At 65.6% G+C, this 26,272-nt stretch carries 28 protein-coding genes; 11 read left to right on the top strand and 17 right to left on the bottom strand.

Annotated elements, in window-relative coordinates:
- Positions 1-10: 10 nt before the first annotated feature.
- From flhB to flgB, 6 genes are all read right to left on the bottom strand, one after another.
- Entirely contained in the window at positions 11-1,090 is a 1,080-nt protein-coding gene (gene flhB, locus RX330_RS13920; protein ID WP_317243365.1) for a flagellar biosynthesis protein FlhB, read from the bottom strand.
- A 12-nt stretch (positions 1,091-1,102) separates the two neighbouring features.
- Positions 1,103-1,873 carry a flagellar biosynthetic protein FliR gene (fliR, locus tag RX330_RS13915; RefSeq protein WP_317243364.1) on the bottom strand — a complete coding sequence of 257 codons (771 nt, stop codon included), beginning with the start codon at positions 1,871-1,873 and terminating at the stop codon, positions 1,103-1,105.
- Positions 1,874-1,890: 17 nt separating this feature from the next.
- Positions 1,891-2,154, bottom strand: a complete 264-nt coding sequence (gene fliQ, locus RX330_RS13910) for a flagellar biosynthesis protein FliQ (RefSeq protein ID WP_018321865.1) — start codon at positions 2,152-2,154, stop codon at positions 1,891-1,893.
- Between the two features lie 140 nt (positions 2,155-2,294).
- Positions 2,295-2,609: a flagellar hook-basal body complex protein FliE gene (gene fliE, locus RX330_RS13905; protein WP_317243363.1), complete on the bottom strand. Its 315-nt coding sequence runs from the start codon at positions 2,607-2,609 to the stop codon at positions 2,295-2,297.
- Between the two features lie 16 nt (positions 2,610-2,625).
- Positions 2,626-3,051, bottom strand: a complete 426-nt coding sequence (flgC, locus tag RX330_RS13900) for a flagellar basal body rod protein FlgC (RefSeq protein ID WP_317243362.1) — start codon at positions 3,049-3,051, stop codon at positions 2,626-2,628.
- Between the two features lie 39 nt (positions 3,052-3,090).
- Entirely contained in the window at positions 3,091-3,495 is a 405-nt protein-coding gene (gene flgB / locus RX330_RS13895) for a flagellar basal body rod protein FlgB (RefSeq protein WP_212081747.1), read from the bottom strand.
- Between the two features lie 351 nt (positions 3,496-3,846).
- Between flgB and RX330_RS13890 the strand changes: the two genes are divergently transcribed.
- Positions 3,847-4,812, top strand: a complete 966-nt coding sequence (locus RX330_RS13890) for a flagellar biosynthetic protein FliO (RefSeq protein WP_317243361.1) — start codon at positions 3,847-3,849, stop codon at positions 4,810-4,812.
- A complete protein-coding gene (gene fliP / locus RX330_RS13885) occupies positions 4,809-5,567 on the top strand; it encodes a flagellar type III secretion system pore protein FliP (RefSeq protein ID WP_317243360.1) in 759 nt (252 codons plus the stop codon). Before RX330_RS13890 ends, fliP begins: the two co-directional genes overlap by 4 nt.
- A 150-nt stretch (positions 5,568-5,717) precedes the next feature.
- On the opposite strand, the gene RX330_RS13880 is transcribed toward fliP, so the two are convergent.
- From RX330_RS13880 to fliL, 5 genes are all read right to left on the bottom strand, one after another.
- Positions 5,718-9,416, bottom strand: coding sequence for a tetratricopeptide repeat protein (locus RX330_RS13880; RefSeq protein WP_317243359.1), 3,699 nt, complete (start codon positions 9,414-9,416; stop codon positions 5,718-5,720).
- Between the two features lie 105 nt (positions 9,417-9,521).
- A complete protein-coding gene (locus tag RX330_RS13875) occupies positions 9,522-10,289 on the bottom strand; it encodes a MotE family protein (RefSeq protein WP_317243358.1) in 768 nt (255 codons plus the stop codon).
- 25 nt (positions 10,290-10,314) lie between these two features.
- Positions 10,315-10,761, bottom strand: coding sequence for a DUF6468 domain-containing protein (locus tag RX330_RS13870; protein ID WP_212081757.1), 447 nt, complete (start codon positions 10,759-10,761; stop codon positions 10,315-10,317).
- Entirely contained in the window at positions 10,758-11,960 is a 1,203-nt protein-coding gene (gene fliM, locus RX330_RS13865) for a flagellar motor switch protein FliM (RefSeq protein WP_212081759.1), read from the bottom strand. The genes RX330_RS13870 and fliM overlap by 4 nt, the downstream gene beginning before the upstream one ends.
- Before the next feature lie 30 nt (positions 11,961-11,990).
- Positions 11,991-12,488, bottom strand: a complete 498-nt coding sequence (fliL, locus tag RX330_RS13860) for a flagellar basal body-associated protein FliL (RefSeq protein ID WP_212081762.1) — start codon at positions 12,486-12,488, stop codon at positions 11,991-11,993.
- Positions 12,489-12,864: 376 nt separating this feature from the next.
- Between fliL and flgF the strand changes: the two genes are divergently transcribed.
- From flgF to flgH, 4 genes are read left to right on the top strand one after another with little or no spacing between them, the layout of a single operon-like run.
- Positions 12,865-13,626 carry a flagellar basal-body rod protein FlgF gene (gene flgF / locus RX330_RS13855; protein WP_212081764.1) on the top strand — a complete coding sequence of 254 codons (762 nt, stop codon included), beginning with the start codon at positions 12,865-12,867 and terminating at the stop codon, positions 13,624-13,626.
- A 16-nt stretch (positions 13,627-13,642) separates the two neighbouring features.
- The gene (gene flgG, locus RX330_RS13850) at positions 13,643-14,431 is read left to right on the top strand and encodes a flagellar basal-body rod protein FlgG (RefSeq protein WP_212081766.1); all 789 of its coding nucleotides are present in this window, start codon (positions 13,643-13,645) and stop codon (positions 14,429-14,431) included.
- Positions 14,432-14,441: 10 nt separating this feature from the next.
- Complete coding sequence (gene flgA, locus RX330_RS13845; protein WP_212081769.1) at positions 14,442-15,599, top strand: flagellar basal body P-ring formation chaperone FlgA; 1,158 nt, start codon at positions 14,442-14,444, stop codon at positions 15,597-15,599.
- Positions 15,600-15,602: 3 nt separating this feature from the next.
- Entirely contained in the window at positions 15,603-16,367 is a 765-nt protein-coding gene (gene flgH / locus RX330_RS13840; protein WP_212081771.1) for a flagellar basal body L-ring protein FlgH, read from the top strand.
- A 362-nt stretch (positions 16,368-16,729) separates the two neighbouring features.
- Here the strand turns inward: flgH and RX330_RS13835 are convergent, their stop codons facing one another.
- The 3 genes from RX330_RS13835 to RX330_RS13825 all read right to left on the bottom strand — a co-directional run bounded on the left by RX330_RS13835 (position 16,730) and on the right by RX330_RS13825 (position 19,163).
- A complete protein-coding gene (locus RX330_RS13835; RefSeq protein WP_212081778.1) occupies positions 16,730-17,509 on the bottom strand; it encodes a 2-keto-4-pentenoate hydratase in 780 nt (259 codons plus the stop codon).
- Positions 17,510-17,972: 463 nt separating this feature from the next.
- Positions 17,973-18,338 carry an RNA polymerase-binding protein DksA gene (dksA, locus tag RX330_RS13830; RefSeq protein ID WP_008554760.1) on the bottom strand — a complete coding sequence of 122 codons (366 nt, stop codon included), beginning with the start codon at positions 18,336-18,338 and terminating at the stop codon, positions 17,973-17,975.
- Between the two features lie 213 nt (positions 18,339-18,551).
- The gene (locus RX330_RS13825; RefSeq protein WP_317243357.1) at positions 18,552-19,163 is read right to left on the bottom strand and encodes an NAD(P)-dependent oxidoreductase; all 612 of its coding nucleotides are present in this window, start codon (positions 19,161-19,163) and stop codon (positions 18,552-18,554) included.
- Between the two features lie 149 nt (positions 19,164-19,312).
- On the opposite strand from RX330_RS13825, the gene RX330_RS13820 reads away from it, so the two are divergent.
- Positions 19,313-19,684, top strand: a complete 372-nt coding sequence (locus RX330_RS13820; RefSeq protein WP_212081783.1) for a winged helix-turn-helix transcriptional regulator — start codon at positions 19,313-19,315, stop codon at positions 19,682-19,684.
- Between the two features lie 151 nt (positions 19,685-19,835).
- On the opposite strand, the gene RX330_RS13815 is transcribed toward RX330_RS13820, so the two are convergent.
- Positions 19,836-20,249, bottom strand: a complete 414-nt coding sequence (locus RX330_RS13815) for a flagellar assembly protein FliX (protein WP_317243356.1) — start codon at positions 20,247-20,249, stop codon at positions 19,836-19,838.
- Between the two features lie 284 nt (positions 20,250-20,533).
- Between RX330_RS13815 and RX330_RS13810 the strand changes: the two genes are divergently transcribed.
- The 4 genes from RX330_RS13810 to RX330_RS13795 all read left to right on the top strand — a co-directional run bounded on the left by RX330_RS13810 (position 20,534) and on the right by RX330_RS13795 (position 23,050).
- The gene (locus tag RX330_RS13810) at positions 20,534-21,655 is read left to right on the top strand and encodes a flagellar basal body P-ring protein FlgI (protein ID WP_317243355.1); all 1,122 of its coding nucleotides are present in this window, start codon (positions 20,534-20,536) and stop codon (positions 21,653-21,655) included.
- Positions 21,655-22,023, top strand: a complete 369-nt coding sequence (gene flgJ / locus RX330_RS13805) for a flagellar assembly peptidoglycan hydrolase FlgJ (RefSeq protein ID WP_317243354.1) — start codon at positions 21,655-21,657, stop codon at positions 22,021-22,023. The genes RX330_RS13810 and flgJ overlap by 1 nt, the downstream gene beginning before the upstream one ends.
- An 11-nt stretch (positions 22,024-22,034) precedes the next feature.
- Entirely contained in the window at positions 22,035-22,532 is a 498-nt protein-coding gene (locus tag RX330_RS13800; protein WP_317243353.1) for a hypothetical protein, read from the top strand.
- Positions 22,533-22,690: 158 nt separating this feature from the next.
- Positions 22,691-23,050, top strand: coding sequence for a hypothetical protein (locus RX330_RS13795; protein WP_317243352.1), 360 nt, complete (start codon positions 22,691-22,693; stop codon positions 23,048-23,050).
- A 114-nt stretch (positions 23,051-23,164) separates the two neighbouring features.
- Here RX330_RS13795 and flaF read toward each other — a convergent pair whose 3' ends face one another.
- Positions 23,165-23,533 (bottom strand): flagellar biosynthesis regulator FlaF, encoded by a 369-nt coding sequence (gene flaF, locus RX330_RS13790; protein WP_008554779.1) that lies wholly within the window; start codon positions 23,531-23,533, stop codon positions 23,165-23,167.
- A gap of 292 nt (positions 23,534-23,825) precedes the next feature.
- Positions 23,826-26,120, bottom strand: a complete 2,295-nt coding sequence (locus RX330_RS13785; RefSeq protein ID WP_317243351.1) for a DUF1522 domain-containing protein — start codon at positions 26,118-26,120, stop codon at positions 23,826-23,828.
- Positions 26,121-26,272 lie beyond the last annotated feature (152 nt).

The raw sequence follows: 26,272 nt of genomic DNA, 5'->3' as shown, positions 1-26,272 counted from the left end.
TTCGGGTGTTTTATCCCCGCCCCGCGCTGAATCCGCGCTTCAGCCGCATGACGTAGCCGATCACCTCGGCGACCGCATGATAGTGCTCGGTCGGGATTTCCTGGTCGATCTCGACGGTGGCGTAGAGCGCGCGGGCGAGCGGCACGTTCTCCACGATCGGGATGTCGTGCTCGCGCGCGATCTCCCGGATCTTGAAGGCGAGGTTGTCGACGCCCTTGGCGACGCAGATCGGAGCCGTCATGCCTCGCTCGTAGGACAGCGCCACCGAGTAGTGGGTCGGGTTGGTGATGATCACCGAGGCCTTGGGAACCGCCGCCATCATGCGCTTCTTGGCGCGCTGCTGCCGGAGTTGCCTGATCTTGCCCTTGATGTGCGGGTCGCCTTCGGACTGCTTGTACTCTTCCTTGATCTCCTGCAGCGACATCTTCTGGCGCTGGAACCAGCTGCGGTACTGGAAGAAATAATCGGCGATGGCGACGATCGCGAGCGCCGCCACCACCGCCCCGAGCAGATGGATGGTCATGCTGGTGGTGGCGCCCAGCATGGCGGCCGGATCGAGCCTGACCATCGCCTCCATGCGGTGCCGCTCCGGCCACAGGATCATGGTCATGACCACGGCGAGCAAGACCAGCTTGCCGACGCCCTTGAGGAAATTGGCCGCTGCCTGCTTGCCGAAGATGCGCTTGAAGCCGGCGCCGGGCGATATCTTGTTGAATTTCGGTTTCAGGGATTCGGCCGACCACACCAGGCGGTGCTGGAGCATGTTGCCGGCGACGGCCGCCAGCATCAGCATCAAGAGAGGCACGCCGATCGCCGCGAGAATGGCGATTTCGATCTGCTGCATCAGTGCAAGCAGGGCCTTGCCGTCCGTCTTGATCATCCAGGAATTGGCGAGCAGATTGCGCATCGGCATCAGAAGCCCGCTGCCGACCGAGCCGGCGAAGGTCGAGACGACGAGCGTGCCGCCTGCCATCATGAACCAGGTGTTGATCTCCTGGCTCTTGGCGACGTCGCCGCGTTCGAGCGCGTCATCGAGACGCTTTTGTGTGGGGTCTTCTGTTTGACTTTCGGGATCGTTGTCTTCAGCCACCGGTGATCCCCGTCACTTGAGCGGCATCAATTGGTGCATGACACCGATGAAGTAATCCAGATACGTGCCCATCATCGCCGTGAGCACCACGGCGAGCACCAGGAAGCCCGCGAAGATCGAGAGCGGCACGCCGACGAAATACACCTGCATCTGCGGCATCAGCCGCGCCAGGATACCCAGCCCAATATTGAAGACGAGGCCGAACACCAGGAACGGTCCGGAGAGCTGCAGGCCCAGACTGAATGCGGCGGCGAAGGCCCGCGTCGCCAGCGAGGCGACATCGCCGCTCGAGACGGTCTCGCCCGGCGAGAAGATCTTGTAGCTGTCGTTCAGTGCGGCGATCACCAGATGGTGGCTGTCGGTTGCGAACAGCAGCGTCACGCCGAGCATGGTCAGGAAGTTGCCGACCAGCACGCCCTGCTGCCCCTGCGTCGGATCGACCGAGGTGACGAAACCGAGTCCCATCTGCTGCGCGATGACGGAGCCGGCGACCTGCAGGGCCGAGAGCGTCACGCGGGCGGTCGCGCCCAGCACGATGCCGATCGCGATCTCGTGCAGCATCAGGACCAGGAGCGGCGCCAGCGAGCCCATGTCGACCTGATAGGCGTTGCGATGCAACGGCAGGATGATCAGCGTGAGCAGCAGCGCGATCGACAGCTTGATCCGCGTCGGAATATTGGTCTCGCCGAAGCCGGGCAGCAGCATCACCATCGCGCCGACCCGGGCGAAGACGAGCATGAAGGAAGCGGCGAGCGCCGGCAGGAGCGAGACGTCGATGCGCATAATTGACGCATCTTGCCTCAGCCGCCGATGATTCGCGACGAGATACGCAGCATGTGGGCGTGGAGGGCGTCGGCCATGAACGGCAGCGCCAATAGCATCGTGGCAAAGATGGCCAGGATCTTGGGCACGTAGATCAGCGTCTGCTCCTGGATCTGCGTCAGCGCCTGGAACAGCGACACGATGACGCCGACCACCAGACCGACGACCATCAGGGGCGAGGACACGATCACGATGGTCCAGATCGCATCGCGCGCGACGTCGAGGGTCTCGGGGCCGGTCATGTGGAAATTCTCACTCTGAATTGTTTGTGGTCATTCCGGGGCTCGCGAAGCGAGAACCCGGAATCCATTGAGCGTCAGCGTTGGTCGAACCATGGGTTCCGGGTTCGCGACTTCGTCGCGCCCCGGAATGACAACGGTGATCAGATCGGCATCTTCATGATGTCTTCATACGCCGCGATCACCCGGTCGCGGACCGAGACCAGCGTGGACACCGCGACGTCGGTGTCGGCGACCGCGGTCACCACGTCCATCACGTTGGCCTTGCCGGAGGCCATCGCGACCGTCTGCGCATCCGACTTGCGGCCGGACTCCATGACGCTGCCGACGGCGTCCTTCAGCATCGAAGCAAAGGATTGCCCGCCGGCCTCGGGGCCCTTACCGGCACCGGCGCCGCTGTTCTCCAGCACGCGGGCGAGGTTGGCATAAGCGTTGGCGGCAATTGTCGGTGATGCCATGGCTCAATTGTCCTGTTCAGCTCTTGAGGATGTCGAGGGTGCGCTGGATCATCCGGCGCGTCGCACTGATGATGTTGAGATTGGCCTCGTAGGACCGCTGCGCGTCGCGCATGTCGGTCATCTCCACCACCGAGTTCACGTTGGGATATTTGACGTGGCCGCTGGCATCCGCGACCGGATTGCTCGGCTCGTATTTGACGCGGAAGTTCGACTGGTCGGGCTTGATCCTGCCGAGCGTGACCACCTGCGCCTCGAGCGTGCGGTCGAGCGCGGAGGAGAAGGTCGGAACCTTGCGGCGGTAGGGATCGCCGCCCGGGGTCTGCGCGGTCGAATCCGCGTTCGCGATGTTTTCCGAGATCACCCGCATGCGGCCGGCTTGCGCCCGCAGGCCGGAGGTCGCGATCGCCATCGATCGGGTGAAGTCGCTGCTGTCATTGGCCATGATGCGCCTCCTCTAGCTGTTCTGTTTCCGGACCATGGCCTAGGCCTTGCCGATCGCGGTCTTGAGCAGATGCAGGCTCTTCGAATAGAGCGAGGTCGCCGCCGCGTAGTCCATCTGGTTGTTGGCGGCCTTCATCATCTCTTCCTCGAGGACGACGGCGTTGCCCGCGGGACGGGTCTCGAAACCCACATTCTTGTTCTGGTCGAATGCGGAAGCCGCACCCGATGGTGTCATGTGGGAACCGGTGGTGCGGGCGAGCGCCAGGGGGCCCATCGAGCCGGTGACCGCACCGGTCTTGTCGAGCTTCGGCTCGACCAGGTCGCGCGGCCGGAATTTGGGCGTGTCGGAATTGGAGACGTTCTCGGACAGGACGCGCTGGCGCTCCTGGTGCCACTGCATCTTGGTGCGAAGCGCCGAGAGCACCGGAAGGTCGTTGATGGACATCGTCGCGGCTCCTTCCGCCTCTTGCGGACCTCCAAGGTCCGCAGCTAGGCAGAATTTGCCGCGTGTATGGTTAACGGCTGGTTAAGGACGTTCCCGAGACATGTCCCCGCGTGGGACATGATCTTGCGACCCGTAATTCTACGCCTCCAAAAGTGGCATTAACCCAACCGTTTGGCGGTGCGTGCACAGGCCAAGAAGTCGTTTTGGATCGAGCGATTCATGGGTTATTAAGAGTTGGGGACGGCAAAACTTGCCGTGGAACGTTAAGAAATCGCAGTTTGGGGCATCGTAGGCCGGTGGTCGGCACATCCGACCGCTGCACGAAAAAAGCGCCATTTGTCGGGGACAAGTATGCAAGGCAGCCCTATCACCTTCATCGTCGCGTTCATCGTCGTTCTGGCGTTGATCGGTGTCGCTGCTTGGCTGGTTCGCCGATTCGCCAGCAGCCGGCTCGGCGCCAACACCCAGCGCGGCAGGATGCCCCGGCTCGCCGTGATCGACGCCGCCGCGGTCGACGGCCGGCGCCGCCTGGTGCTGGTCCGGCGTGACAATGTCGAGCACCTTCTGATGATCGGCGGCCCCACCGACATCGTCGTCGAGCCCAACATCGTTCGCGCCGCCCATGGCCGCGACCAGATCCCCCAGCGTCCCAATGCCGCCGAACCGCCGCGCCTTGCCCCCATGCCCGATTCCGGTGGCTGGGCCGACGAAGCGCCGCGGCCCGAACTGCTCGATCATCCCGAGCCGCAAATGCCCGAGCCGCCGCCGCGGCCCGCGCGCCCGTCCTTCGCCGAGGAGATGCGCCGGCCCGCCCCCGCGCTGGCCGAGCGCCGCAGCGAACCGCCGATGGGCGGCTTTCCGCCCGAGCCGATCCCGCCCCGCCCCGAACGCGAACCGCGGCCCGAGCCGCTGCCGCCGCGCGCCCCGCGCAGCGAGCCGCCCCTGATGCCGCGTCCGCCGCGCCAGAGCGAGCCGATGAAGATGCCGCCCGCGCGTGCCGAGCGCGCCCCTGCGCCGCCGCCTCCGCCCGTGCCTCAGGCGCCGCCCGTACCGGCGCCGGCCGCGAGCCCGTCGAACGCCGAGCAGAACCTCGCCGAAATGGCCCAGCGGCTCGAGGCCGCGCTGCGCCGCCCCGCCGGCGAAACGGTCGCGCCTCCCGTCGCGCCGGAGCCGCCGGCCGCTCCCCCGCGGGCGGCACGCAGCGAGCCGGCGGCGCCACCGGCTCCGCCTCCGAAGCCGGTGGCGGAAAAGACCAGCTTTGAAAATCTCGAAGACGAGATGGCCTCGCTGCTCGGCCGTCCGAAGCCTTCTTCGTGAGGCTGCCGTCCCTCCCGCGTAGAGTTCTTTTCCTTTCTGTCCTGTTCGGTGCGGCCTCGCTCGCGGGCCTTGCGCATGCGCAGGACATCAGCATCAATCTCGGCGGCGGCGCCGGCGGTGGCGGCGTCACCGAGCGGGCGATCCAGCTCATCGCGCTGCTCACCGTGCTGTCGATCGCGCCGTCGATCCTGATCATGATGACGTCGTTCACGCGCATCGTGGTCGTGCTGTCGCTGCTGCGCACCGCGTTGGGCACGGCGACCGCGCCGCCCAACTCGGTGATCATCGCGCTCGCGATGTTCCTCACCTTCTTCGTGATGGGGCCGGTGCTGCAGAAATCCTACGACGACGGCATCCGCCCGCTCGTCGCCAACCAGATCGGCGTCGAGGATGCGCTTCAGCGCGCCTCGGTGCCCTTGCGCGGCTTCATGCAGAAGAACGTGCGCGAGAAGGACCTCAAGCTGTTCCTGGACCTCTCGGGCGAGCCGCCACCCGCCACGCCCGACGATCTCGCCCTTCGCATCCTCGTCCCCGCCTTCATGATCTCCGAGCTGAAACGCGCCTTCGAGATCGGCTTCCTGTTGTTCCTGCCCTTCCTGATCATCGACCTCGTCGTCGCCTCGGTGCTGATGTCGATGGGCATGATGATGCTGCCCCCCGCAACGATCTCACTGCCCTTCAAGCTGATCTTCTTCGTCCTGGTCGACGGCTGGTCGCTGGTGGCGGGGAGTTTGGTGCAAAGTTATGGGGGATGAGGCGGGCGAGGGACGGCGCCGCTGGCGGCGCATCCTCTCCCCTCTCGCGGGTAGCCCCCTCCCCGTCATTGCGAGGAGCTCTTGCGACGAAGCAAATGACGGAGGATGCGGCGCCGTCCCGGGCACGCGCTTCTCGCGGCAGCAGAACGCCTACCGCGTCATCTTGATCTGCCGTACCACCGGGATCGTCGGTAGCGAACCGGTGTGGTCGCTCTCGTCCTTGGCCTGCGGCGAGCCAGGCGCGCGGGCGGTGGCGTCGGGGAAGCGCTGCTTCATCTCGCGCAGGAAGCCATCGAGCGTATCGACGCTGGCGGCGAGCTTGGCGATCTCGGCGAATTCAGCGCTGGAAGCCGCGGCCGGCTTGCTGGCGATGTCGAAGGCGAGACGGTCGGCGCTTTCGCTCATCAGCGGCGCGTATTTCTCGCGAAAGCGCGACAGGCCGATCGAATCGTCAGCGAGCGCATAGCCGACGGCGGCGCGAATGATGTCGCTCTTCTCCACCGTGTTGAGCGGCTTGAAGTCGCGGAAGCGCTCGCCGTAATAGAGCTCGATCTGCTCGGCGGACTCGCGCCAGCGCCGGGCCGCCCAGAAGATGTCGGAGCGCAGGCGGAGCACTTCGCGCCCGGTGACGTTGGAGACGATGTCGAGCGCGAGATCGTGACGGCCGACGTCGCTTTGCGCGCGCGCTTCCAGCAGCAGGCGCTGCTGCCTGAGCTCGCCGGAGAGATCGCTGATGCGGCTCGCGCGCAGCGCGGTGATCGCCATGTCGGGCCTGCGGTTGGCGAGATAGATCATGGAAAGGCGCGCCGCGACCTGGGCGCGCGCGGCGCCTTCGAGGCGGTGATCGACCTGGTATTGCAGCAGCTCGGCGGCCTGGTCGAGCAGATCGATCGAGGCGAGACGGTCGGCGAGCCGGCGGATCAATTCGTCGCCGCGGCGGCCGATCGGCGTCAGCTCGCGGAACTCGTAGAACATCCCGAGCGCCTCGACCGGCGGCAGCTCGTCACCCTTCGGTCCCAGGAAAATCTGCGTGAACAGCTCGGAGGCGAGATCCTGCGCCCGGCGCGAGGCTTCGGCGTTCGGCTGGAGCCTCGTCGCGGTACGCGCGGCCGTGAGCGCGTCGCGGTAGCGTCCGTTCTCGGCATACAGCCGCGACAGCATCTGCAGCGTCTTGACCTCGATCGCGTCGCCGCGCCAGGTCATCGACAGCGTTTCGAGTTCGCGCAGCGCGTCTTCCTTGCCGATCTCGTCGCGCCTCTGCCGCAGCGCGACCTCGAGCTGCTTGGCCTCGGCCGCAGCCGGCCGATCGGCCGATGCGATCGCGAGCTTGTAATCGTCGAGCGCGTCCTTGTCGTGGCCGAGTGCCTCGGCGAGCCGGCCGCGCAGCACGGCGAAGCCGGGCGCCGCATCGGGCGGGACGCCGACCACCTCGAGCTCGCTGCGGCGCTTGGAGGCGCCGGCATAGTCCTTGACCTCGAGCGAGGCGCGCATCGCGTCCATCGTCACGATGCGCTGGATGTCGAGCGGCAACGAGGCGATGGCGAATTCGACGTTCTTGAACTTCTCGCGCGCGTCCGCCCATTTGCCCTGGCGCGCATAGGCGAGCGCCTTCCAGAGCTGGGAGTCGTGGCTGTTGCCGATCACTGGATTGGCGAGGTCCTTCAGGCCCTGCGCCGGCCGGCCGATCAGGATGCTGGCGATCGCATGCATGATCAGCGCGCCGCTCTCCTCCTTGTTGAGCGGATCGCTCAACATCAACTCGGTCACGGCCTTGGCCTCGTGATACATCGCGCGCGACATGTAGAACTGCGCAAGATCGAGCCGCGGCAGCGAGCGCAGCGCCGGCGCGACGTTGGAGATCGCCGTTATCAGCTCGTTCTGGCGCGCCACGAAGTTTTCCGACTGGCCCTTGCGCCAGCCTTCGGGACTGAAGACCGGGCGCACCGCGGTCGGCGCCCGTTCGGCCGAGATGTCGACCGGCGACAGCGTCAATCCGCCCTTCTTGCCGAGGATCACCTTATCGGAGCCCACCTCGACGCCGACCTCGTCGGAGTTGGGCCGCACCGCGATGCCGTGCGCGGATTCCAGCAGCGAGAGATCGACGAGATCCTGCCGCTTGATGAAGCCGCGCACCGGCCGCTGCGCGGTGACGACATAGAGCGTGTCGCCGGCGTCGGGATCGGTGAGCTTGTGCAGCACGCCTGGATTGGCGAAGGGGATCGCGATATTGGCGAGCGCGGGATCGGTGATGTTGCGCGACATCATCAGCGGCAGCGGCGTCGTCTGGATCTTGTCGGCCAGCGTCAAGAGCCAGTTGGTCTCCTTGCCGACCTCTTCGCTCGCCAGCGAGTAGACCAGCGGGCGGGTGAGACGGATACGCACCGCCTGCCCCTTGTCCAGCGGCACGCGACCAACCTCGCCGATCATCGCGCCGCCCCTGCTGCGGATCGCCTCGACATCGATCGGCTTCGGCGTGTCGAACACCAGCCAGACCGTGTCGCCGCGGCGGAACGCCGCCGCGGGCGTTGCCACGGGAATCGGGAACGTCACGCGCAAGCCGTCGCTGTCGCGGCGCGCATCGACGCTGGCGACGGGGGACTGCGACGCGGCCTTCGCGGCTTCCTTGACTGGCTCCTTCGCCGCCTCTTTCGGCGCTTCGGCAGCTACGGGCCTGGCGGGAGCGGCTTCGACAACGGGCGTCGGCTTCGCAGCTTCCTTCGCGGGTTCCTTGGGCGCTTCCGGAGCGTGCGCAGCCTCGATCGCGGGCGCCGGTTTCGGCGCTTCGGCGGGCGGCATCGCGGCGGGCGCTTCCGACTTCACCTCGGGCTTGACGTCGATTTTGGCTTCGCGCGCGATCGTCTCCGACGTGGGCGGGGTGATCTCGCGATGGGCGTCCTTCGGCTTCTCGGCCGCGGGCTTGTCCGGCGCGGTCGCCGGCGCGTGACCGGCGGGCTTCATCTGCATGATCGCCGCTTCGGGCGTCGCCGCCGTCTTGCCCCTGTCCGGCTGGAAGGCGATGTCGACGACGTAGTTCTTCTCGTCGCGGAAGGAGTGCACGTCGGAATCGCCGACCAGCGCGATCTCGACGCTGGTCTGGTCGATGTCGCCCTTCTGCTTGATCGAGGCGACGTTCGGCGGCGCCGCCACGACCGCGTCGGCCAGATCGAAATTGAGGTTGGCGTTGAAGGCGAGCGTGAGCTTCTGCTCGTTGAGGACGGAGGAGACGCCGACGCCGTCGGGCATCTCGAATACGAAACGCACGAAGGTCGGCTGCACCGAGGCGCGCACGCGGATCTGCGGGCGCTTCTTGGCCTCGGCTGCGGCGCGCTGGGCGCGTAGCGCGCGCTCGGCCGCGCGCGCGCGCTCGGCGAGCTCCTTGACCACGTCCATGGGAAGGCTCGGCGGCGGTCCCTTCCAGCCCTCGGGCAACAGATCGACGAAGGTGCGCTCGCCGGCGTTCATGGTGTTGACGGTGACGCGCCGCGCCAGCGACAGGCGGATGGCGCCGCCATCAGGATCGCGGCGCGCGGAGTTGACGTAATCGGGCGCGGCTTCCGGAACCCGGTCGACGGGGACGTCGACGGGCCGGTCGAAGCGGATGATGAGAATGGAGCCCGCAGTCGTCACCTCGGAGGGAATATCCTCACCGAGCTTGATGACGAGCCGGGCAAAGCCGCCGCCGGCCGAAAAGGTCGCCTCGCCCCTGACAGGATCGGCCGCCCGGGCAGGCGCACCGAGGCCGATCAGCAGGCAGACCGCCAGCACGCCAGCTTTTCGGACATGACGCGACAGCCCCGGCGCCAAAGCGCGGGCTCGCGACCACAATCCATCGGCAGCCTCTCGCGCCATTTGCGGCATGTCTTCCGGTTCGACGGTCCACGCGCCGGCATTGCTGCCGACCCCTGCCCTCGACTTTAAGGTTTTGCCAATTAAGGACTTCTTAAGTATGCGCCCTCAATTCGGCTTTTGCGTCGGCCTGCCGTCGATCTTGGGCAGATCTCCCGCCGAGGCCGATTGATCTCCGCCGCCATTGGCCCGGCGGGCCATCTCGACCGTCAGCTTCTCGGCCGCCTCCGGCGACATCACGCCCATGATGTCCGACATCTTTCGCGGCGCGATGGCCGAGGCGATCTCGATCAGCACGCCCATCTCCAGCCGGTCGAACACCCGCGCGGCGTCCTTGGGCTTCATGCCCTCGTACATGGTGACAAGGCCCTTCATGCGCTGGGCTTCGGCGGCTTTCTGCTCGGCCTGCGTCGCGGAGATGCGGGTTTCCACCGCCTTCATCTCCTCGACCTTGTTCTCGATGCGCTTCTCGGCCGATTTGAGCAGGCTCTCACGGATGTCGATCTCGCGCTGGCGGGCTTCGATCTCCTGGCGGCGTGCCTGCAACCGCTCGAGGATCGCGCGCTCCGAGGCCGAGACCTGCGGCTGGGCTTCGTCGATCTTGACGACGGTGCCGCCCTCCATCTTGGTCTCGGGCGCGGCGGGCTTGGGCGCCTCCTTCGGCGCGCCATGGGTGGAGCCGGTGATGATCTCCGGGTCCTCGCGGCCGGTCGGGAAGTTCAGATTCTCCTCCGCCCAGGATTTCTTGGCCTGGTTCGGCCTGTAGTCGAACACATAGCCGCCATTCATCGCGAGACCCGCGACTTTCAGCGTGGCGAGGCCCGCAACGGCAACCAGCACGACCGGGATGACGCGGATGTTACGAAAGGACTTCATACTCTGACTTCATGCGGCAAGGACTTCATGCGGCAAGCCCGTTGGATCGTCGGCGCTCGGAGAAGGCTTCGGCTGCCGCCGCAACCGCCTTCGCCGTCGATGGCTTGGCCGCGGGCGCGGCGACCGTTTCCGGACTCGTCATCGGGCGCGCGGCGATCGCGATCTTGGACAGCCGCCGCACCACGTTGTCGGCCTCGCCGAGCTGCTTGTAGAGCTGGTCCGACATCTGCGTCGCCGCGGCGAGCTGGCTGCCGAGATTCTCGTTGACGTCGCGCACGGCGAGCTTCAGCCCGCCGATCGCGCGCTCGGCGATCTCGGTCGCGGTGATCAGTTCGCCGATCACCGCCTTCAGCGAATGCTCGTCCGCCTTCAGCCGCGTCAGCCGCTTGTTGAGCATGACGCAGTAGACGATCGTCAGCATCAGCAGGATAGCCACCAGCGTCTCGATCGCCATTCCCAGGGAGTGGTTCATGGGGCCTCCATCATCTTGTTCTGCTCGTCCACCTTCTCGAACATCGCAAGTGTCGTACTGGGCTTGCGCAAGGGTTTCGTCACACGGATCGCGACGCGGTCGCCGACCCGGCCCATCCGCCCCTCGGTCAGCGTGACGTCGCCGCAGCGCACGGTGACGTTGGCGTCCGCGCGCATGTCCAGCGGCAGCGTGTCGCCCACCTTGAGCCGCATCAGCTGCTTGAGCGGGATGTCCGCCTCGTAGAGCACGGCATCGACGGCGATCTCGGCCTGCACGATCTCGGTGGCGAAATGGCCTTCCCAGACCGGGTCGCGGCCGAACTTTTCGCCCATGAACATCTGGAGCAGGACGCCCCGGATCGGCTCGATGGTCGCATAAGGCAGCAGCAGCTCGATGTTGCCGCCGCGGTCTTCCATGTCGATGCGCAGGCGCACCAGGATTGCGGCATTGGCGGGACGGCTGATCGCGGCGAAACGCGGATTGGTCTCGAGCCGGTCGATCGAGAAGGTCACCGGCGACAGCGGCCGGAACGCTTGCTCGGCGTCGGCCAGCACCACCTCGACCAGCCGCTTGACCAGCTCGGTCTCGATCGTGGTGTAGGGCCGGCCCTCGATACGGAGCTGGCTGGTGCCGCGGCGGCCGCCGAGCAGCACGTCGATCATCGAATAGATCAGGTTGGAATCGACCGTCGCCATCCCGAAGTTTTCCCACTCCTCGGCCTTGAAGACGGTGAGGACGGCGGGCAGCGGGATCGAGTTCATGTAGTCGCCGAAACGCACCGAGGTGATGCGGTCGAGCGAGACTTCGACGTTGTCGGAGGTGAAATTGCGCAAGCTTGTCGTCATCAGCCGCACCAGGCGGTCGAAGACGATTTCGAGCATCGGCAGACGCTCGTAGGAGACCATCGCCGAATCGATGATGGCGCGAATGCCGGAATGGTCGTCGAGCGTGACGTCGCCGACGGTGAAGCCGAGGAGGTTGTCGATCTCCTCCTGCGACAGCACCCGCTCGCCGGAGTTCTTGCCGCTTCCGAGATCGCGGCTGCCGTCCTCGACCATGGCCGCCCATTGCAGGGCCATGGTCTCCGACAATTCGTTCTCGGCGGCAGCCTTCGCGGCCTCCGCGGGATCCTCCGAATCGAGCGACGCCTCCCATTGGGCGGCAATCGCATCCTGGTCCATTTGCTCGTTGCCGGCCATGACCCTAGCCCATTGCCTTCCGCGGCGTGCTCACTGGATCACGACTTCCTTGAACAGCACCGCGCTGACCTGGACCGGGGCGACCGCCGCGTTGACGCGCTTGGTCAGCTCCTCCTTGAGGCGGAAGACGCCGGCGGACCCGTTGAGGTCGGAGGGGCGAAGCTCGCGCACATAGGTCTGGAAGATGTCGGTGACGCGCGGCATCGTCGGCTTGATCGCCTCGACCTGCTTCTCTTCCTTCAGCTCCAGCACGATCTTCAGCCGCAGATATTGCACGCGCTCGCCCGGCGCGCCGGCGAGGTTGACCATGATGTCGGGGACGTCGACGAAGGACGGCGGCTTCGGCGGAGGCGCGGCCTCGGCATGATGCTCCTTGTCGCCGTGACGGAAGAAGAAGAACCAGGTCGCAGCACCGCCGCCGAGGATGGCGAGCACGCCGACGGCCATGATGATGAGCTTCAGCTTGTTCTTCGGAGCGGCTTCCGCGCCCTCGGTGGCCGCGCCGCCTTCCGCTTCATTCTCTGCCATGGTCGCCGCGCCCGGATCTCTGAAAGGGGTCGAAAGAGCGAAGCCTCAAGACAGTGACGCGATACAAATGCCCCGGCGGAGTGCGCTCCTCTTCACGGCAAACGCTACGGTAATAATGGTTAACGGAATCTTTCGATTGGGCCTCCGCTAGGAAAAATCTGCCGGGCAGACATGGCTAACAGAACCTTTCTGCCGCCCTTCCGCACCCGTCAAAAATCATCAAGATATTGAAATTGCGAAGTTTTCCGAGTTGGCACGGCTTTCGCTGAGAAAGGGCCGAGACCGAACGGTTTGGGAGAACCCGACGTCTCGTTCACGGGATCCGCCAAGGCGCTTGGGAGAGCGAAGTGGCAGGTCCACTCAGGGGAGATTTCCGATGCAGAACGCGCTTCTGATCGGCTTGTCACGGCAGATGACGTTGGAGCGGCAGATGGATGTCATCGCCAACAACGTCGCCAATGCCAACACCAACGGCTTCAAGGCCGACCATTCGCTGTTCGAGGAGTACCTCAACTCGAACGCCCGCGAGGACAATTTCATCGGCGCCGACCGCCGTGTCTCCTATGTGCATGACCGCGGCACCTTCCGCGACATCGGCCAGGGGCCGATGGAGGCGACCAACAACCCGCTCGACCTGGCGATCGACGGCAACGCCTATTTCGCGGTGCAGGCCGCCGGCGGCGAGCGCTACACCCGCGACGGCAAATTCTCGCTCAACAGCACCGGCCAGCTCGTCACCTCAGACGGCGCTCTCGTGCTCGGCACCGGCGGCCCGATCACCTTCCAGCCGACCGACCACGACATCAATATCGCGCCCGACGGCACCGTCACGGTGCTCGAGGGCACGGCGAGGACCGACTCGATCCGCGGCAAGATCCGCATGGCCTCCTTCGACGATCCGGCCAAGCTGACCAAGCTCGGCGCCAATCTCTATGACGTGGGCTCTGCCGTCCCGCAGGCCGACACCAAATCCGTGGTGCGCCAGGGCTACATCGAGAAGTCGAACGTGAGCGCCGTCGGCGAGATGACCCGCATGATGGAAGTCATGCGCAGCTACAGCTCCGTCGCCAACCTGCTCCAGCAGCAGAGCGACCTCCACAAATCGGCGATCGAGAGACTCGCCGACGTTCCGGCCTGATTGAGGGAGAACTGACATGCAGGCGCTTCACACCGCAGCGACCGGAATGGCGGCACAGGAACTCAACGTTCAGGTGATCTCCAACAACATCGCCAATTTGCGCACCACCGGCTTCAAGAAGCAGACCGCGGCGTTCCAGGACCTGATCTACGAGCACGTGCGCCGCGTCGGCGCGCAGGCCTCGGACCAGGGCACCATCCTGCCCGTCGGCGTCGACATCGGCGGCGGCGTCAAGACCGTCGGCACGCCGCGCAGCATGACGCAGGGCACGCTGTCGCAGACCGGCAACGATCTCGACCTCGCGGTCTCCGGCGACGGCTTCTTCAAGATCCTGATGCCCGACGGCACGTATCAGTACACCCGCGACGGCACCTTCCAGATGGACAATCAGGGCCGCGTCGTCACCGCGCAGGGCAATCCGGTGCAGCCGACCATCACGGTCCCGAACAACGCATCGGGCCTTTCCGTCAACGAGCAGGGCCAGGTCTCGGTGACGCTGCCGGGCTCGTCGACCTCGACCATCCTCGGCCAGATCGGCCTGACCCGCTTCATCAACAAGGCGGGCCTGCAGCCCGTCGGCAGCAATCAGTTCACCGAGACGCCATCCTCCGGTCCGCCGCAGGACGGCACGGCCACCGCCGAAGGCTACGGCAAGATCTCGCAAGGCAGCCTCGAGCAGGCCAATGTCGACGTGGTCTCGGAGATGAGCGACCTGATCGCCGCCCAGCGCGCCTACGAGATGAACGCCAAGGTGATCAGCGCCGCCGACCAGATGATGCAATCGACCACGGCGCTGTTCCGCTGAGGTGATGACGATGATCCGCGCCACTCTCGCCACGATCTCCGCCGTTCTCGCGCTGGCCTTGCCGGCAGCGGCCGCCGACGATTTCATCGCCTCGCCGACGCTGCGCGCGAGCGTCACCGTGACCTCGGACGTGGTGCGGGTCGGCGATCTCATCGACAATGCCGGATCGGCCGCGCTGATCCCGGTCTACCGCTCGCCCGATCTCGGCACCACCGGCACGCTGACCACCGCCCAGGTGCTGTCGGTGCTCCGCGCCAAGCAGGTGATCGGCGTGATGACCGGCGACGTCAGGGAGGTCCAGGTCACCCGCCTCGCCCGCACGCTCGCGAGCAAGGACATCGAAGCCGCGGTCGGCGCGGCGCTCGAACGCCGCTTCGGCCTCGGGGCGGCCGCCAACATCACCGTCACGTTCGACCGCGGCGTCGCCGAGATGCGGCTGGACGCCTCCAACACCGGCGCCCTCCAACCGGTCGCAACCCGCTATGACGCCCGCAGCGGCCGTTTCGACATCGCCTTCGAGATCGCCAACGACAACAATCCGGCCCCGACCAAGCTCCGCTTCGCCGGCACCGCGATCGAGACGGTTGAAGTGGCCGTGCTGACGCGCGACATCGACCGTGCCGATCTCCTGAAGTCGTCCGACATCTCGCTGGAGCGCCGGCCGAAGGCCGAAGTCACCGGCGAGCCCGCCTCGCGCGATCGCAGCATCGGCATGCAGCTGCGCCGGCCGATGCGGGCCGGCATGCCGATCCGCATCGCCGACATCGTCAAGCCCGACTTCGTGGTGCGCGATCAGGCCGTCACCATCATCTACCAGGTGCCCGGCGTCTATCTCACCACGCGCGGCAAGGCGATCGAGAGCGGCGCCGAGGGCGACTCCGTCAGCGTGATCAATCTGCAGTCCAAGCGCACGCTCACCGGTGTCGTCACCGGCCGCGGCCAGGTGACGATCCAGGGTGCGAGCCAGTCCGCGCCGATGGCTCCGGCGGTCGAGCAGACCTCTTCGCTCAAGCGTGACGAGCCGCCCGCCCCGGCGGCTGCGGCCGCCGCCCTCGCCCGCAGCCTGGTCGAGGCGCCGGCGTCGCCGGCCCAGATCGCCCAAGCCCAGATCAGCCAAGCCCAGATTCCGCAAGTCCGCCTCTCGCAGGCTCCAGCCAAGTCAGAGTAAGTCATGTCCCCGTTCAGTTCGGCTTTCCGCCTTCGTCGCATCGCGATCTCTGCCCTGCTGCTGGCCTCGTGCGCGCTGGGCGGCTGCTCCTCGATCGACCGCCTGTCGCAGATCGGCGAGCAGCCGAAGCTGTCGGCGATCGACAATCCGACGACGCAGCCCGGCTACAAGCCGGTGCAGATGCCGATGCCGAAGCCTGAGGTCGCCTCCTACAATCCGAACTCGCTGTGGCGCAACGGCAGCCGCGCCTTCTTCAAGGACCAGCGCGCCCGCCAGGTCGGCGACCTCCTGACCGTGACCGTGAACATCACCGACAAGGCCAACCTCTCCAACGAGACCCAGCGCAGCCGCACCAATTCGGAAGACTCAGGCATCACCGACTTCATCGGCGCCAAGACGCTCGGCGCCCAGGCGCAGAAGGTGCTGCCTGGCCGCATCCTCACCGCCGACTCCACCGCGTCCAGCGACGGCAAGGGCTCGGTCAACCGCCAGGAAGCGTTGCAGACCAACGTCGCCGCCGTGGTCACGCAAGTCCTGCCGAACGGCAACCTCGTGGTCGAAGGCAAGCAGGAGATCCGCGTCAACTTCGAGATCCGCGAGCTCGTGGTCGCCGGCATCGTCCGTCCCGAAGACATCCAGAGCGACAACACCATCGATTCCACCAAGATCGCCCAGGCCCGCATCGCCTATGGCGGCCGCGGTCAGATCATGGACGTGCAGCAGCCGCGCTACGGCCAGCAGGTCATGGACGTGCTGCTGCCCTTCTAGTCCTCTTCAAGAGCTCCCACATCGTGTTCGCGAACTTAAGGCGCGAACGACGATGTACGACGCGGCCTCCGGTAGCTCCCCTGCCGGAGGCCGCATGTATTTGGCGAAGACGCAAGTAGGGCTGCGAGCTGCGGCGCAGGTCCGCGCAAGTGTACCGGCGACGGTCCCCAACTTCCGTCATTGCGAGCGAAAGCGAAGCGATCCAGATCTGTAGCCGCGGAACGATTCTGGATTGCCGCTCCCCGCAATGAGCGCACGCCAGCCGTGGGGAGCCAGCGAGGATGTGCGCGGATGGAGAAGTCGTGTGGTCCGGACGCCGGGGTTCTGGCGTCAAGGCTTGCGGTGATGACGGCGCCGAGAGCTCACGTAAACTCCGCCTCCACCACGCCCAGGCCCTCCAGTTCCATCCGCACCTTGTCGCCGGCCTTCAGCCACAGCGTCTTGACCAGGCTGCCGGTGAGCACGAGCTGTCCCGCGTGAAGACCCTTGCCTTCGGCGGCGAGATGGTTGGCGAGCCAGGCGAGCGCGTTGTGGGGATGGCCGAGCACGTCGGCGCCGGTGCCGTGGCTGACCTCCTCGCCGTTGAGGATGGCGCGGCCCTTGACCGCCTTCAGGTCCGGCACCGACGAGCGCGGAACCCGGGGTCCCAGCACACAGCCGGCGGCGAAGAAATCGTCGGCGATCAGCGTCGGGGCGCCCATCGTCTCCCACTTCACGTAGCGGTCGTCGACGATCTCGATCGCGGGATGATAGGCCTCGACCGCCTCGCCGACCCATTCGGCCGTGAACGGCGCCTCGCCCGCGGCGAGGTCGCGCTTCAGGCGCACCGCGATCTCGCATTCGACACCGACCCGAACATATTTGGAGGCGGCAAGCTTGGCGCCACTGTCGTGCACGCCCTTCTGGAACACGCCGCCGGCGCAGGGATGCGGGATGCCGATATAGTCCTGCATCACCTGGCTGGTGCAGCCGATCTTGTAGCCGACGAGCGGCCCGGCATGCGGCAGCAGCAGATCGTGCAGCGCGCGCTGGACCTGATAGCCCTCCGCTTCATCCGCGGGCGGGCGTTCCAGCACCGCGAGCGGCGCATGGTTGCGGCGCGCCAGCGCGATCGCCTTTGCGGCTTCGAGATTCTTGTCCATCGGCGCCGCCTCCCACGCTACGCAGTCGCGGGCCGTACTTCAGCATCCCCGCTCCGGCCTGACAAGCGCGCCCGGCGGGGTGATTACGGTGCCTCGCCCGCGTTTAAGGAAATATTGAGTTGGAGGAGGCTTTATGGAGGCACGCGCCTCTCAGGACCTGTAAGCGGCGCGAGAGGCCTGATTGCAGCGATACTTGATGCAGCTCGGTCAGCGCTTCAACTCCCGAGTCGATCCCGTTGATGCGACTCGCAAAATCTCCCGCACCTGAAGTGAAGGCTGTTTCTCATCTGAACTCACGTGAGCTCGGAGGAATCGAGTCTAGCCCGTTGATCGCGATTCACTTTTCGCGATTGCGCTCGCGCGCCGAGGCACGCGAGCGCAAGCGACAGGCAAAATGCTGATCACGACGCGAAATGGCGCCTTGCGTCCAAAAACAAAGAGCCGCATCGCTGCGGCTCGGACTCTATTCGTCGCGATAGACCTTCTCGCGTTTCTCGTGGCGCTCCTGCGCCTCCACCGAGAGCGTCGCGATGGGCCGGGCCTCGAGCCGTTTCAACGAGATCGGCTCGCCGGTGTCCTCGCAATAGCCGTAGGTGTTGTCCTCGATGCGCTGGAGCGCGGCGTCGATCTTGGCGATCAACTTGCGCTGGCGGTCGCGGGCGCGGAGTTCGATGGCGCGGTCGGTTTCGGACGATGCCCGATCGGCGAGATCGGGATGGTTCACGTTCTCCTCCTGCAGGGCTTGCAGGGTGAGCTTGGACTCTTTGAGGATCTCATCCTTCCAGGCGAGGAGCTTCAAACGGAAGTACTCCTTCTGCCGATCGTTCATGAAAGGCTCTTTTTCGGTCGGTCGGTAGTTTTTCAACTTTTCCAAGGGCGGCCTATCTGTCTAAGCAACGACTCGCAACGGAACGGGGTCCGTTGAGCGGGGCGTTATATAGCGGCCTCCTGTGACAGACAATGTTTCCCTCACCGCCCGATCGGCGCCCCCAAGCCCTTGCACAGGAAGGTTTATCCTGGGGGACCGGGGGCGGCCGAAGGCCTAGTAGCCGACCGTGAAACGCTGCCTCTGATGGGCCGGGCGCTCGATCTCGTCGGCGAGCGCAATGGCGTAGTCAGCGAAGCTGATCCAGCTCTTGCCGTTCGCATCTGCGAGAAGCTGATCGGTGCCGAGCCGGAACTTGCCGGTGCGTTCCCCCACGTCGAACAGGGCCGACGGCGAAATGAAGGTCCAATTCAGCTCCTTTTCCTGCCGCAACAGGTCGAGGAAGGCCGAGCCTGCTTCCGCTTCCGCCTTGTACTGGGCCGGAAAATTGGGCGTCGTGACCAGCTTCACGCCCGGCGCGACTTCGAGGCTGCCGGCGCCGCCGACGACGAGGTAACGACCAACCTTGGCGTCCTTCGCCGCACCGATCAGCTTGAGCGCGTCGCTGGCCAGGAAGTGCACGGAACTCACGGCGACGTCGTGCCCGGCCCACAGCTTGGCAAGGCCCGCTTGGTCGAGCACGTCGCCCTTGGTCGGCGTGACGTTGGGCAGGGCTGCGATCTTCTCGGGGTTCCGGGCGATCGCTGTGACCGCGTGGCCGCGGCGGGACAATTCCTTGGTGATCTCCGATCCGGCCCGGCCCGAGGCGCCGGCAACTGCGATTTTCATGGAAGGCTCCTTTGCTACTATGGTAACTAATGGAGACTAGATAGCTAAAAGAATGCTGGTGTTAAGAGAGCACTTTGTGCTTACCTGATTACGCAAGGGTAACCGCGGTCCGCACCGCAATCGACGAAATTGGATCCCGAGGCACGACGATGAAACCCGATGTCTATGCAGCGAACTGCCCAACCCGCCAGATCCTCGATCGCGTCGGCGACAAATGGGCCGTGCTGATCCTCCTGCTGCTGCGCGAGGAGCCGATGCGCTTCAATCAGTTGCGCCGCACGATCGAAGGCATTTCGCAGAAGATGCTGAGCCAGGTTCTCAAATCGCTCGAGCGCGACGGCCTGCTCAGGCGCCATGCCATCGCGACCGTGCCTGTCACCGTGGAGTATTCGATCACGCAGCTCGGACTGACGCTCGCCGGCGCGGTCGACCCCCTGCGCGATTGGGCCGAGCAGAATCTGAAAGACGTTCTCGCCGCCCAGCGCCGCTACGACGCGCAGCAGAAGGAGGAAGCGGCGTAAGTATGTGAGAAGCCGACGTGCAGTTTCGCCCCAAACTCCGCTGTCATGCCCCGGCTTGACCGGGGCATCCAGTACGCCGAGGCTTCTCGGCTCAATCGCTGCTTTCTCTGGAATACTGGGTCGCCCGGTCAAGCCGGGCGACGACAGCCTGCTAAACCCGCCCGGCCTTGGCCAGCTCGACCTCGACGCGCAGCTCGATCTCGGACAGCAGGGAATCGAGACCGGGATCGCCCGAGGACGATTTGAGGTTCGCCGCCGCATCCCGCAAGCGCATCACGGTCGAGGCGTCGAGATTGCCTGACAACAGCCCCATCTTGAGATCGTCGAGCACGTCGAGCGCAGTCCTGCCGCGGGCCACCGAGCGCTTGCGACGCTCGACCGGATCCTCCTCGACACCTTGCAGAGCCAACAGCCCGTCGATGTTGGCGGCGGCCTTCGGTGCGGCAGCGCTCCGCGTCTCCTGTGCCGACGAGGCGTCGGGCAGCACGAAGGTGCCGGAGCCGGTCCGCCTGGCCTGGCTGGCCGGCGTTCCAAGCGTGGTGCCGTTCGGTCCGTAGATGCGCATCGGAAGGGAATCCGGGTGATCGATGCCTCACCTTCGCCGTCTTATGGTTAACGGGACGTAAACAGCCCGGCAAAATCTGCCGACGGGCGGCAGTTTCGCTCCTCAGGGCGAACGACCGCTGACGCCGGTCGAAACAGATTTATTCAACCTATTCAGCCACCTACCTCGCTGCCGCCGGTTGGCACAGCACTCGCAAGGACAGCGCCGGACCAGCTCGTCATGGGAGTGTCGTGCGGTGTTTCCGATTTGAGGAGCCTTTTCAGAAGAGGCTTGGGGAGCAGAGGATGCCAGGCGTTCGTTGGGTGAGGATTGTCGGGGTGGCCTGCGCGGCGCTGGCGCTGGCGCTGTCGGTCGCGCCGGCGGCTGCGACCTCGCGCATCAAGGACCTCGCCAACATCGAAGGCGTGCGGCAGAACCAGCTCATCGGCTACGGCCTCGTCGTCGGCCTCAACGGCACCGGCGACACCCTCAACAACATCCCCTTCACCAAGCAGTCGCTGCAGGCGATGCTCGAGCGCATGGGCGTCAACATCCGCGGCGCCACCATCCGCACCGGCAACGTCGCCGCCGTGATGGTCACCGGCAATCTGCCGGCCTTCGCCACCCAGGGCACGCGCATGGACGTCACCGTGTCCGCGCTCGGCGATGCCAAGAACCTCCAGGGCGGCACCCTGCTCGTCACCCCCCTGTTGGGTGCCGACGGCAACGTCTATGCGGTGGCGCAGGGCTCGCTCGCGATCTCCGGCTTCCAGGCCGAGGGCGAGGCGGCCAAGATCGTGCGAGGCGTCCCGACCGTGGGACGCATCGCCAACGGCGCCATCATCGAGCGCGAGATCGAGTTTGCGCTCAACCGGCTGCCGAACGTGCGCCTGGCGCTGCGCAATGCCGACTTCACAACGGCCAAGCGGATCGCGGCTGCGGTCAACGACTATCTCGGCGTCAAGACCGCCGAGCCGATCGATCCCTCCACGGTGCAGCTTTCGATCCCGCCGGAGTTCAAGGGCAACGTCGTCGCCTTTCTCACCGAGATCGAGCAGCTCCAGGTCGATCCCGATCTCGCCGCCAAGATCATCATCGATGAGCGCAGCGGCATCATCGTGATGGGCCGCGACGTCCGCGTCGCCACGGTCGCGGTGGCGCAGGGCAACCTCACGGTCACCATCTCCGAGAGCCCGCAGGTGAGCCAGCCCAACCCGCTGTCGCGTGGCCGCACCGTGGTCGCGCCGCGCAGCAGCGTCACAGTCACCGAGGACGGCAAGAAGCTCGCCGTCGTCAAGGACGGCGTCTCGCTGCAGCAGCTCGTCGACGGCCTCAACGGCCTCGGCATCGGTCCGCGCGACATGATCAGCATTCTCCAGGCGATCAAGGCCGCCGGCGCGATCGAAGCCGACATCGAGGTGATGTGATGCAAACGAACGCGATCAACACGCCGCGCCTCACCACCTCCTCGGCCTTCTCGGTGGAAAGCCGCAACGGACGGCCGGACTTCGAGCTGGCGAGCGCCCTGCAAAAGGTCTCGCCGAAGCAGCAGGCCAGGGCGCAGAAGACCGCCACCGACTTCGAGGCGATGTTCCTCAACAGCATGTTCTCGCAGATGACCTCGGGCCTGAAGGGCGAAGGCCCGTTCGGGGACACGCCCGGCACCGGCGTGTGGCGCTCGATGCTGACCGAGCAATATTCCAAGAACTTCGCCAATGCCGGCGGTGTCGGCGTCGCCACCGAAGTCTACCGCACCCTCATCCTGCAGCAGGCGAAAACGATCCGCACGGCATAAGGTCCAACGAGATGAACCAGTTCAACGCCTCACGTCAGACGATGCAAGCCCAGCGTCCGAACACCGCGCCCGGCGGCGCCGAGGCGCGCAAGCTCGCCGAAGACCTCATGGATGCGATGAACGCCCTGCTCGGTCTGATCGAGCGCGAGACCGAGCTCGTTCGCGCCGGCAAGGTCCGCGAGGCAATGATGCTCGAGAGCAAGAAGCAGGAGCTGTCGCGAAACTATGTCGGCGCCGTCGGCCAGTTGAAGGCGAACCAGCCGCAGCTCGCGAAGTCCGCGCCGGAGCTGCTCTCGACGCTGCATCGCCACCACGACGCGTTCCGCGCGATGCTCCAGGTCAATCTCACCGTGCTCGCGACGGCGCACGCCGTCTCCGAAAGCGTCGTGCGCGGCGTCAACGCCGAGATCCAGAAGCGCAACGTGCCGAACACCTATACGGCCGCCGGGCGCCGCGCAGCTCCAGGCCCGCGCCACATCACCCCGCTCGCGGTCAGCCGCTCGCTCTGAGCCCACGCAAAACAAGGGACGATTTTACGAAAAACCGCGCGACGGGATTGTCGCGCGGTTAGCTGCGTTTCCTTACCGGGTCTTCAGTCCTGGTGTTCCATGGTTGCGTTATTAGAGGGGTTGGGATTTGACTCACGTGAGGCAACCAGGAGGCTGCCATGAGTACAGATTTCAGCATTCGGCCGGTGGGGATCCCGGCTCCCGTGCAGATCGTAGCGACGTCGAACTCGGCGGCGAACGAGGCTGTACAGACTGATCTTCCGGTGAGGCAGACGGTCGCCGCGAGCGATACGAGCGCGCCGGTGCGCAATGATTTGCCGAACCGCGAGAACGTCTCGCGCCAGGTCGTGTTCGACCAGGCGGCCGCATCCTTCGTCTTCCAGATCGTCAACGAGCGGACCGACGCGGTGGTCAACCAGTTTCCCGACGAGGCAATGTTGCGCCGGCGGGCCTATTTCCACGCACTGGATATGAAGGCCGAGCCCTCGCGTCCCCTCAGCACGGACGTCAGCGCCTGACGATCACGATCGAGGAATCGGTGAGGGAGTTCTTGCTCTGCGCGGACCGGCACCGGTTCGCGCAGAAGTCGTATTGCCGGAACAAGACGACAAGCCGTGATCCAAACCCGCCCGTCACGGCCGTCCGGACAGACCAGCAGCGATGTTGCGGTTGATTTCGATCAGCGGACGGAAGTGATCGAACTGCGGGCTCATCTGGAGCGCTGCGGTCTGGCTCAGCACGAACACGCTGATGTTGGCGATCTTCTGCCGCACGTCGATCGGCTGCGGATTGTTGTCGCGCATCGCCTCGCTCAAGAAGATGGTCCAGAGCTTGCGATTGAACATGAGGGCCTGCATGGTCTGCTCGCTGAGCGGATCGGCGTTGTTCACGGCGTCCTGGAGCTTGTTCGCGGCCTTCAGCAGAGTCTGCGCCTCGATGTCGCGAGGAGATGCGGTGGTGGTTGCAACACGCGCATAAGCCGAGGCAGCGGAATTCGACATCAATCACACCCTGGAGGTTACCTAGCGCGTTGTAAGCGCTTAAGGATTTCTTTCCCAACCCTAGGCAGCACCGCTTAAGATTTGCTTACGTGTGTGCTTGGAAGCACTCCGGATAAGTACGGGTCGCGGAGCTCTTCTTCGGCACAACGCTAGATCCACGCACGCACGATGTAAACTCGCTTCGCGTGATGCGTCTGATCTCAGCTAACCTTGTCTTAGCGATCTCCTTCAAAAGAACGGCGGAGCGCTTAGCCCCGCCGCGAAATCTCGAATGGTGAGCCTCGCTCCCGAATTAACGGAGCAGCTGCAGTACGCTCTGCTGCGACTGGTTCGCCAGCGACAGCGCGGACACCGCGATCGACTGGCGAGTCGACAGCGCCTGGCTGTTCGCCGCTTCCTCGTTGGTGTCGGCGAGCGTCAGATTGGACGAGCCGGTCTGCAGCACGTTGATCAGGTTCTTGGAGAAGTCCTGACGCACCTGCACGATCGAGAGGTTCGAACCGAGCGTGGAGCCTTGGGAGCGCAGCGTGCTCGAGGCCGCGTTCAGGCTCGCCAGCACCCTGTTGGTGGCGCCGTTGTCGATGAAGTCGACGCCGTTGACGAGATTGCTGAGACCGAGGCCGGCGGCGTTGAACACCACGCCGTTGATGCCGAGCGTCGAGCTTCCGGTCTCGTTGAAGACGAGCTTCAGCGTGTCGCCGTTGAGCAGGTTGACGCCGTTGAATGAGGAGTCCTGCGACGTCGTGTCGATCTGGGCCAGGATGTTGTTGAACTGGTTGACCAGGTTCGAACGGGCCGTCTGCGCGACCGGATCCTGCACCGGCGGCTGGGCGGTGGTGAAGGCCAGGACACCGGTGATCGTGCCGCCGACCGCGCCGCCGGCGAGCGTCGAGCCGAGCGTCGAGGAGGCGTATTCGTTGACGGTCGTCACCGTGAGCACGCCGTTGGCATCGATCGTCGCGGTCAGGTGATTGGCCTGAAGCTGTGCGTTGAGCTGGTCCAGCGTCTTGACGGTGCCGTTGGTGCCGTCGCCGAAGGTGACGTTGACCGGGGTGCCCCCGTTGAAGGAGGTGAAGGTCAGCGTCTTGCCGCTGACACCACCGATACCGGAGGTGCGCGCCGCGGTGAAGGCGGTCGCCGTTCCCGTGTTGCCGCTGAGGCCGAACGCGCTCAGTGCGTTGCCGGTGCCGGTGATCGACAGGTCGGCATTGATACCGGTGGAGAGCGCAAGCTGGCCGCTGCTGTTGACCGACGAGGGGATCTGGCCGGCGGTGGTCGACAACGTCGCCGCACCGTTGAAGATGCTGGCGGACTTGACGCCGGTCGCGAGGTCGATCGAGTTGAGCAGGTCGGTCAGCGTCGCGCTCTGGATATAGACCGTCGAGTTGCCGTTGCCGTCGGTGACGACGTTGCCGCTGACGCCAAAGCCGGTGGCCACGCTCGCCGCCGATTGCGGCGTCTGAGCGTTCTTGAAGGTGATGGTCTTGCCGCCGATGTTCAGGGTCGAGCCGTCCTGAACGAGGGTGCCCAGCGAGCCGGCGGTGGTCGATCGTGCCGCGGTCACGCTCGCATTGCCTGCGCCGGTCGCGGCGGTCAGACCGAGCTTGTTGAGGAAGTCGGCCTTGCCCGTCACGCTCAGGTCCGCGCCGGTCGAGCTCTTCAGCGTGACCTGGCCGCCGCCCGAGATGGACGATGCCACTTGAAGTGTGCCGACGGGTCCTGCCGAGCCGCTGACCGCGATAGTCGCCGCGCTCGCGCTGATCGTGGCGGTCTTGACGCCGCTGGCGAGATCGATCGCGGTGAGGACGTCGTTGATGGTCGCCAACGGCGCAGCCGCCGTTCCCTCATAGACGATCGAATTGCCGTTGCCGTCGGTGGCGATGTGCCCGCTGGCGTCGAGGCCCCAGCCGGTCGGTTGCGTGCTCGGAGCAGCGCCGGTGCGGAAGGTGATGGTCTTGCCGTTCACGGTTAGCGTGTCACCGTCGGCGGGCGCGGCTGCGAACGTGGTGGACGCGGTGGTGCCAACCAACGTCGCGGTGCCGGACAGCGCGGTGGTGCCGTCGGTGGCAAGCGCTGCCGTGCCGGTAAACGTGCCGGCACTCGAGCCGAGCGATGCGCCCAGCGCCGCAGTCCCGGTGACCGGGGTCGTGCCACCGGCTGCACCGGTATAGAGCACGTTGCTCTTGGCGGTCGCGCTGGCATAGGAGGTCGTGCCGCGAAGGTCGGCGGGCGTTGCGCCGGGAATCGTGGTGGAGACGTTCGACTTGGTGGAATAGCCGACCGTGGTCTGGAGCGCCTGGTTGGCGATCGATTTCGCGCTGTCGATCAGCTTCTGCAGCGAGGTGATGCCGGTGTTGGCAGCCTGGAGCACCTGCACACCGTTGTTGATGCCGTCGAGCAGGTTACTGATGTCGCTCGCCCGGTTGTCCAACCCCTGCGCGGTGAAGAAGTTGGTGGGGTTGTCGAGCGCCGTGTTGACCTTCTTGCCGGTCGACAGCCGCTCCTGCGTCGTGGCCAGCAAGTCGGCCGTCGACTGCAGCGACAACAGGTTCTGGCGAACGGACGCCGAGAGAACGATGTTGGACATTGGCGAGTCTTCCTCTTGAACCGGATACGAATCGGCCGCGCGGTCTCGAAAGCGGGCTTTTGTCCAGTCTTAAGGGGTGTCCTTTAAAGTATGGTTAACGCCGGTTTAAACGACAGGGTTAATGGCCGGTGAATGCCCCTGCCCGCCCAGGG

The sequence above is a fragment of the Bradyrhizobium sp. NDS-1 genome (assembly GCF_032918005.1).
In the GTDB taxonomy this organism is placed as follows: Bacteria; Pseudomonadota; Alphaproteobacteria; order Rhizobiales; family Xanthobacteraceae; genus Bradyrhizobium; species Bradyrhizobium tunisiense.
Note: the sequence above shows the minus strand (reverse complement) of the source record. Positions and strands in the feature narration are given on the sequence as shown.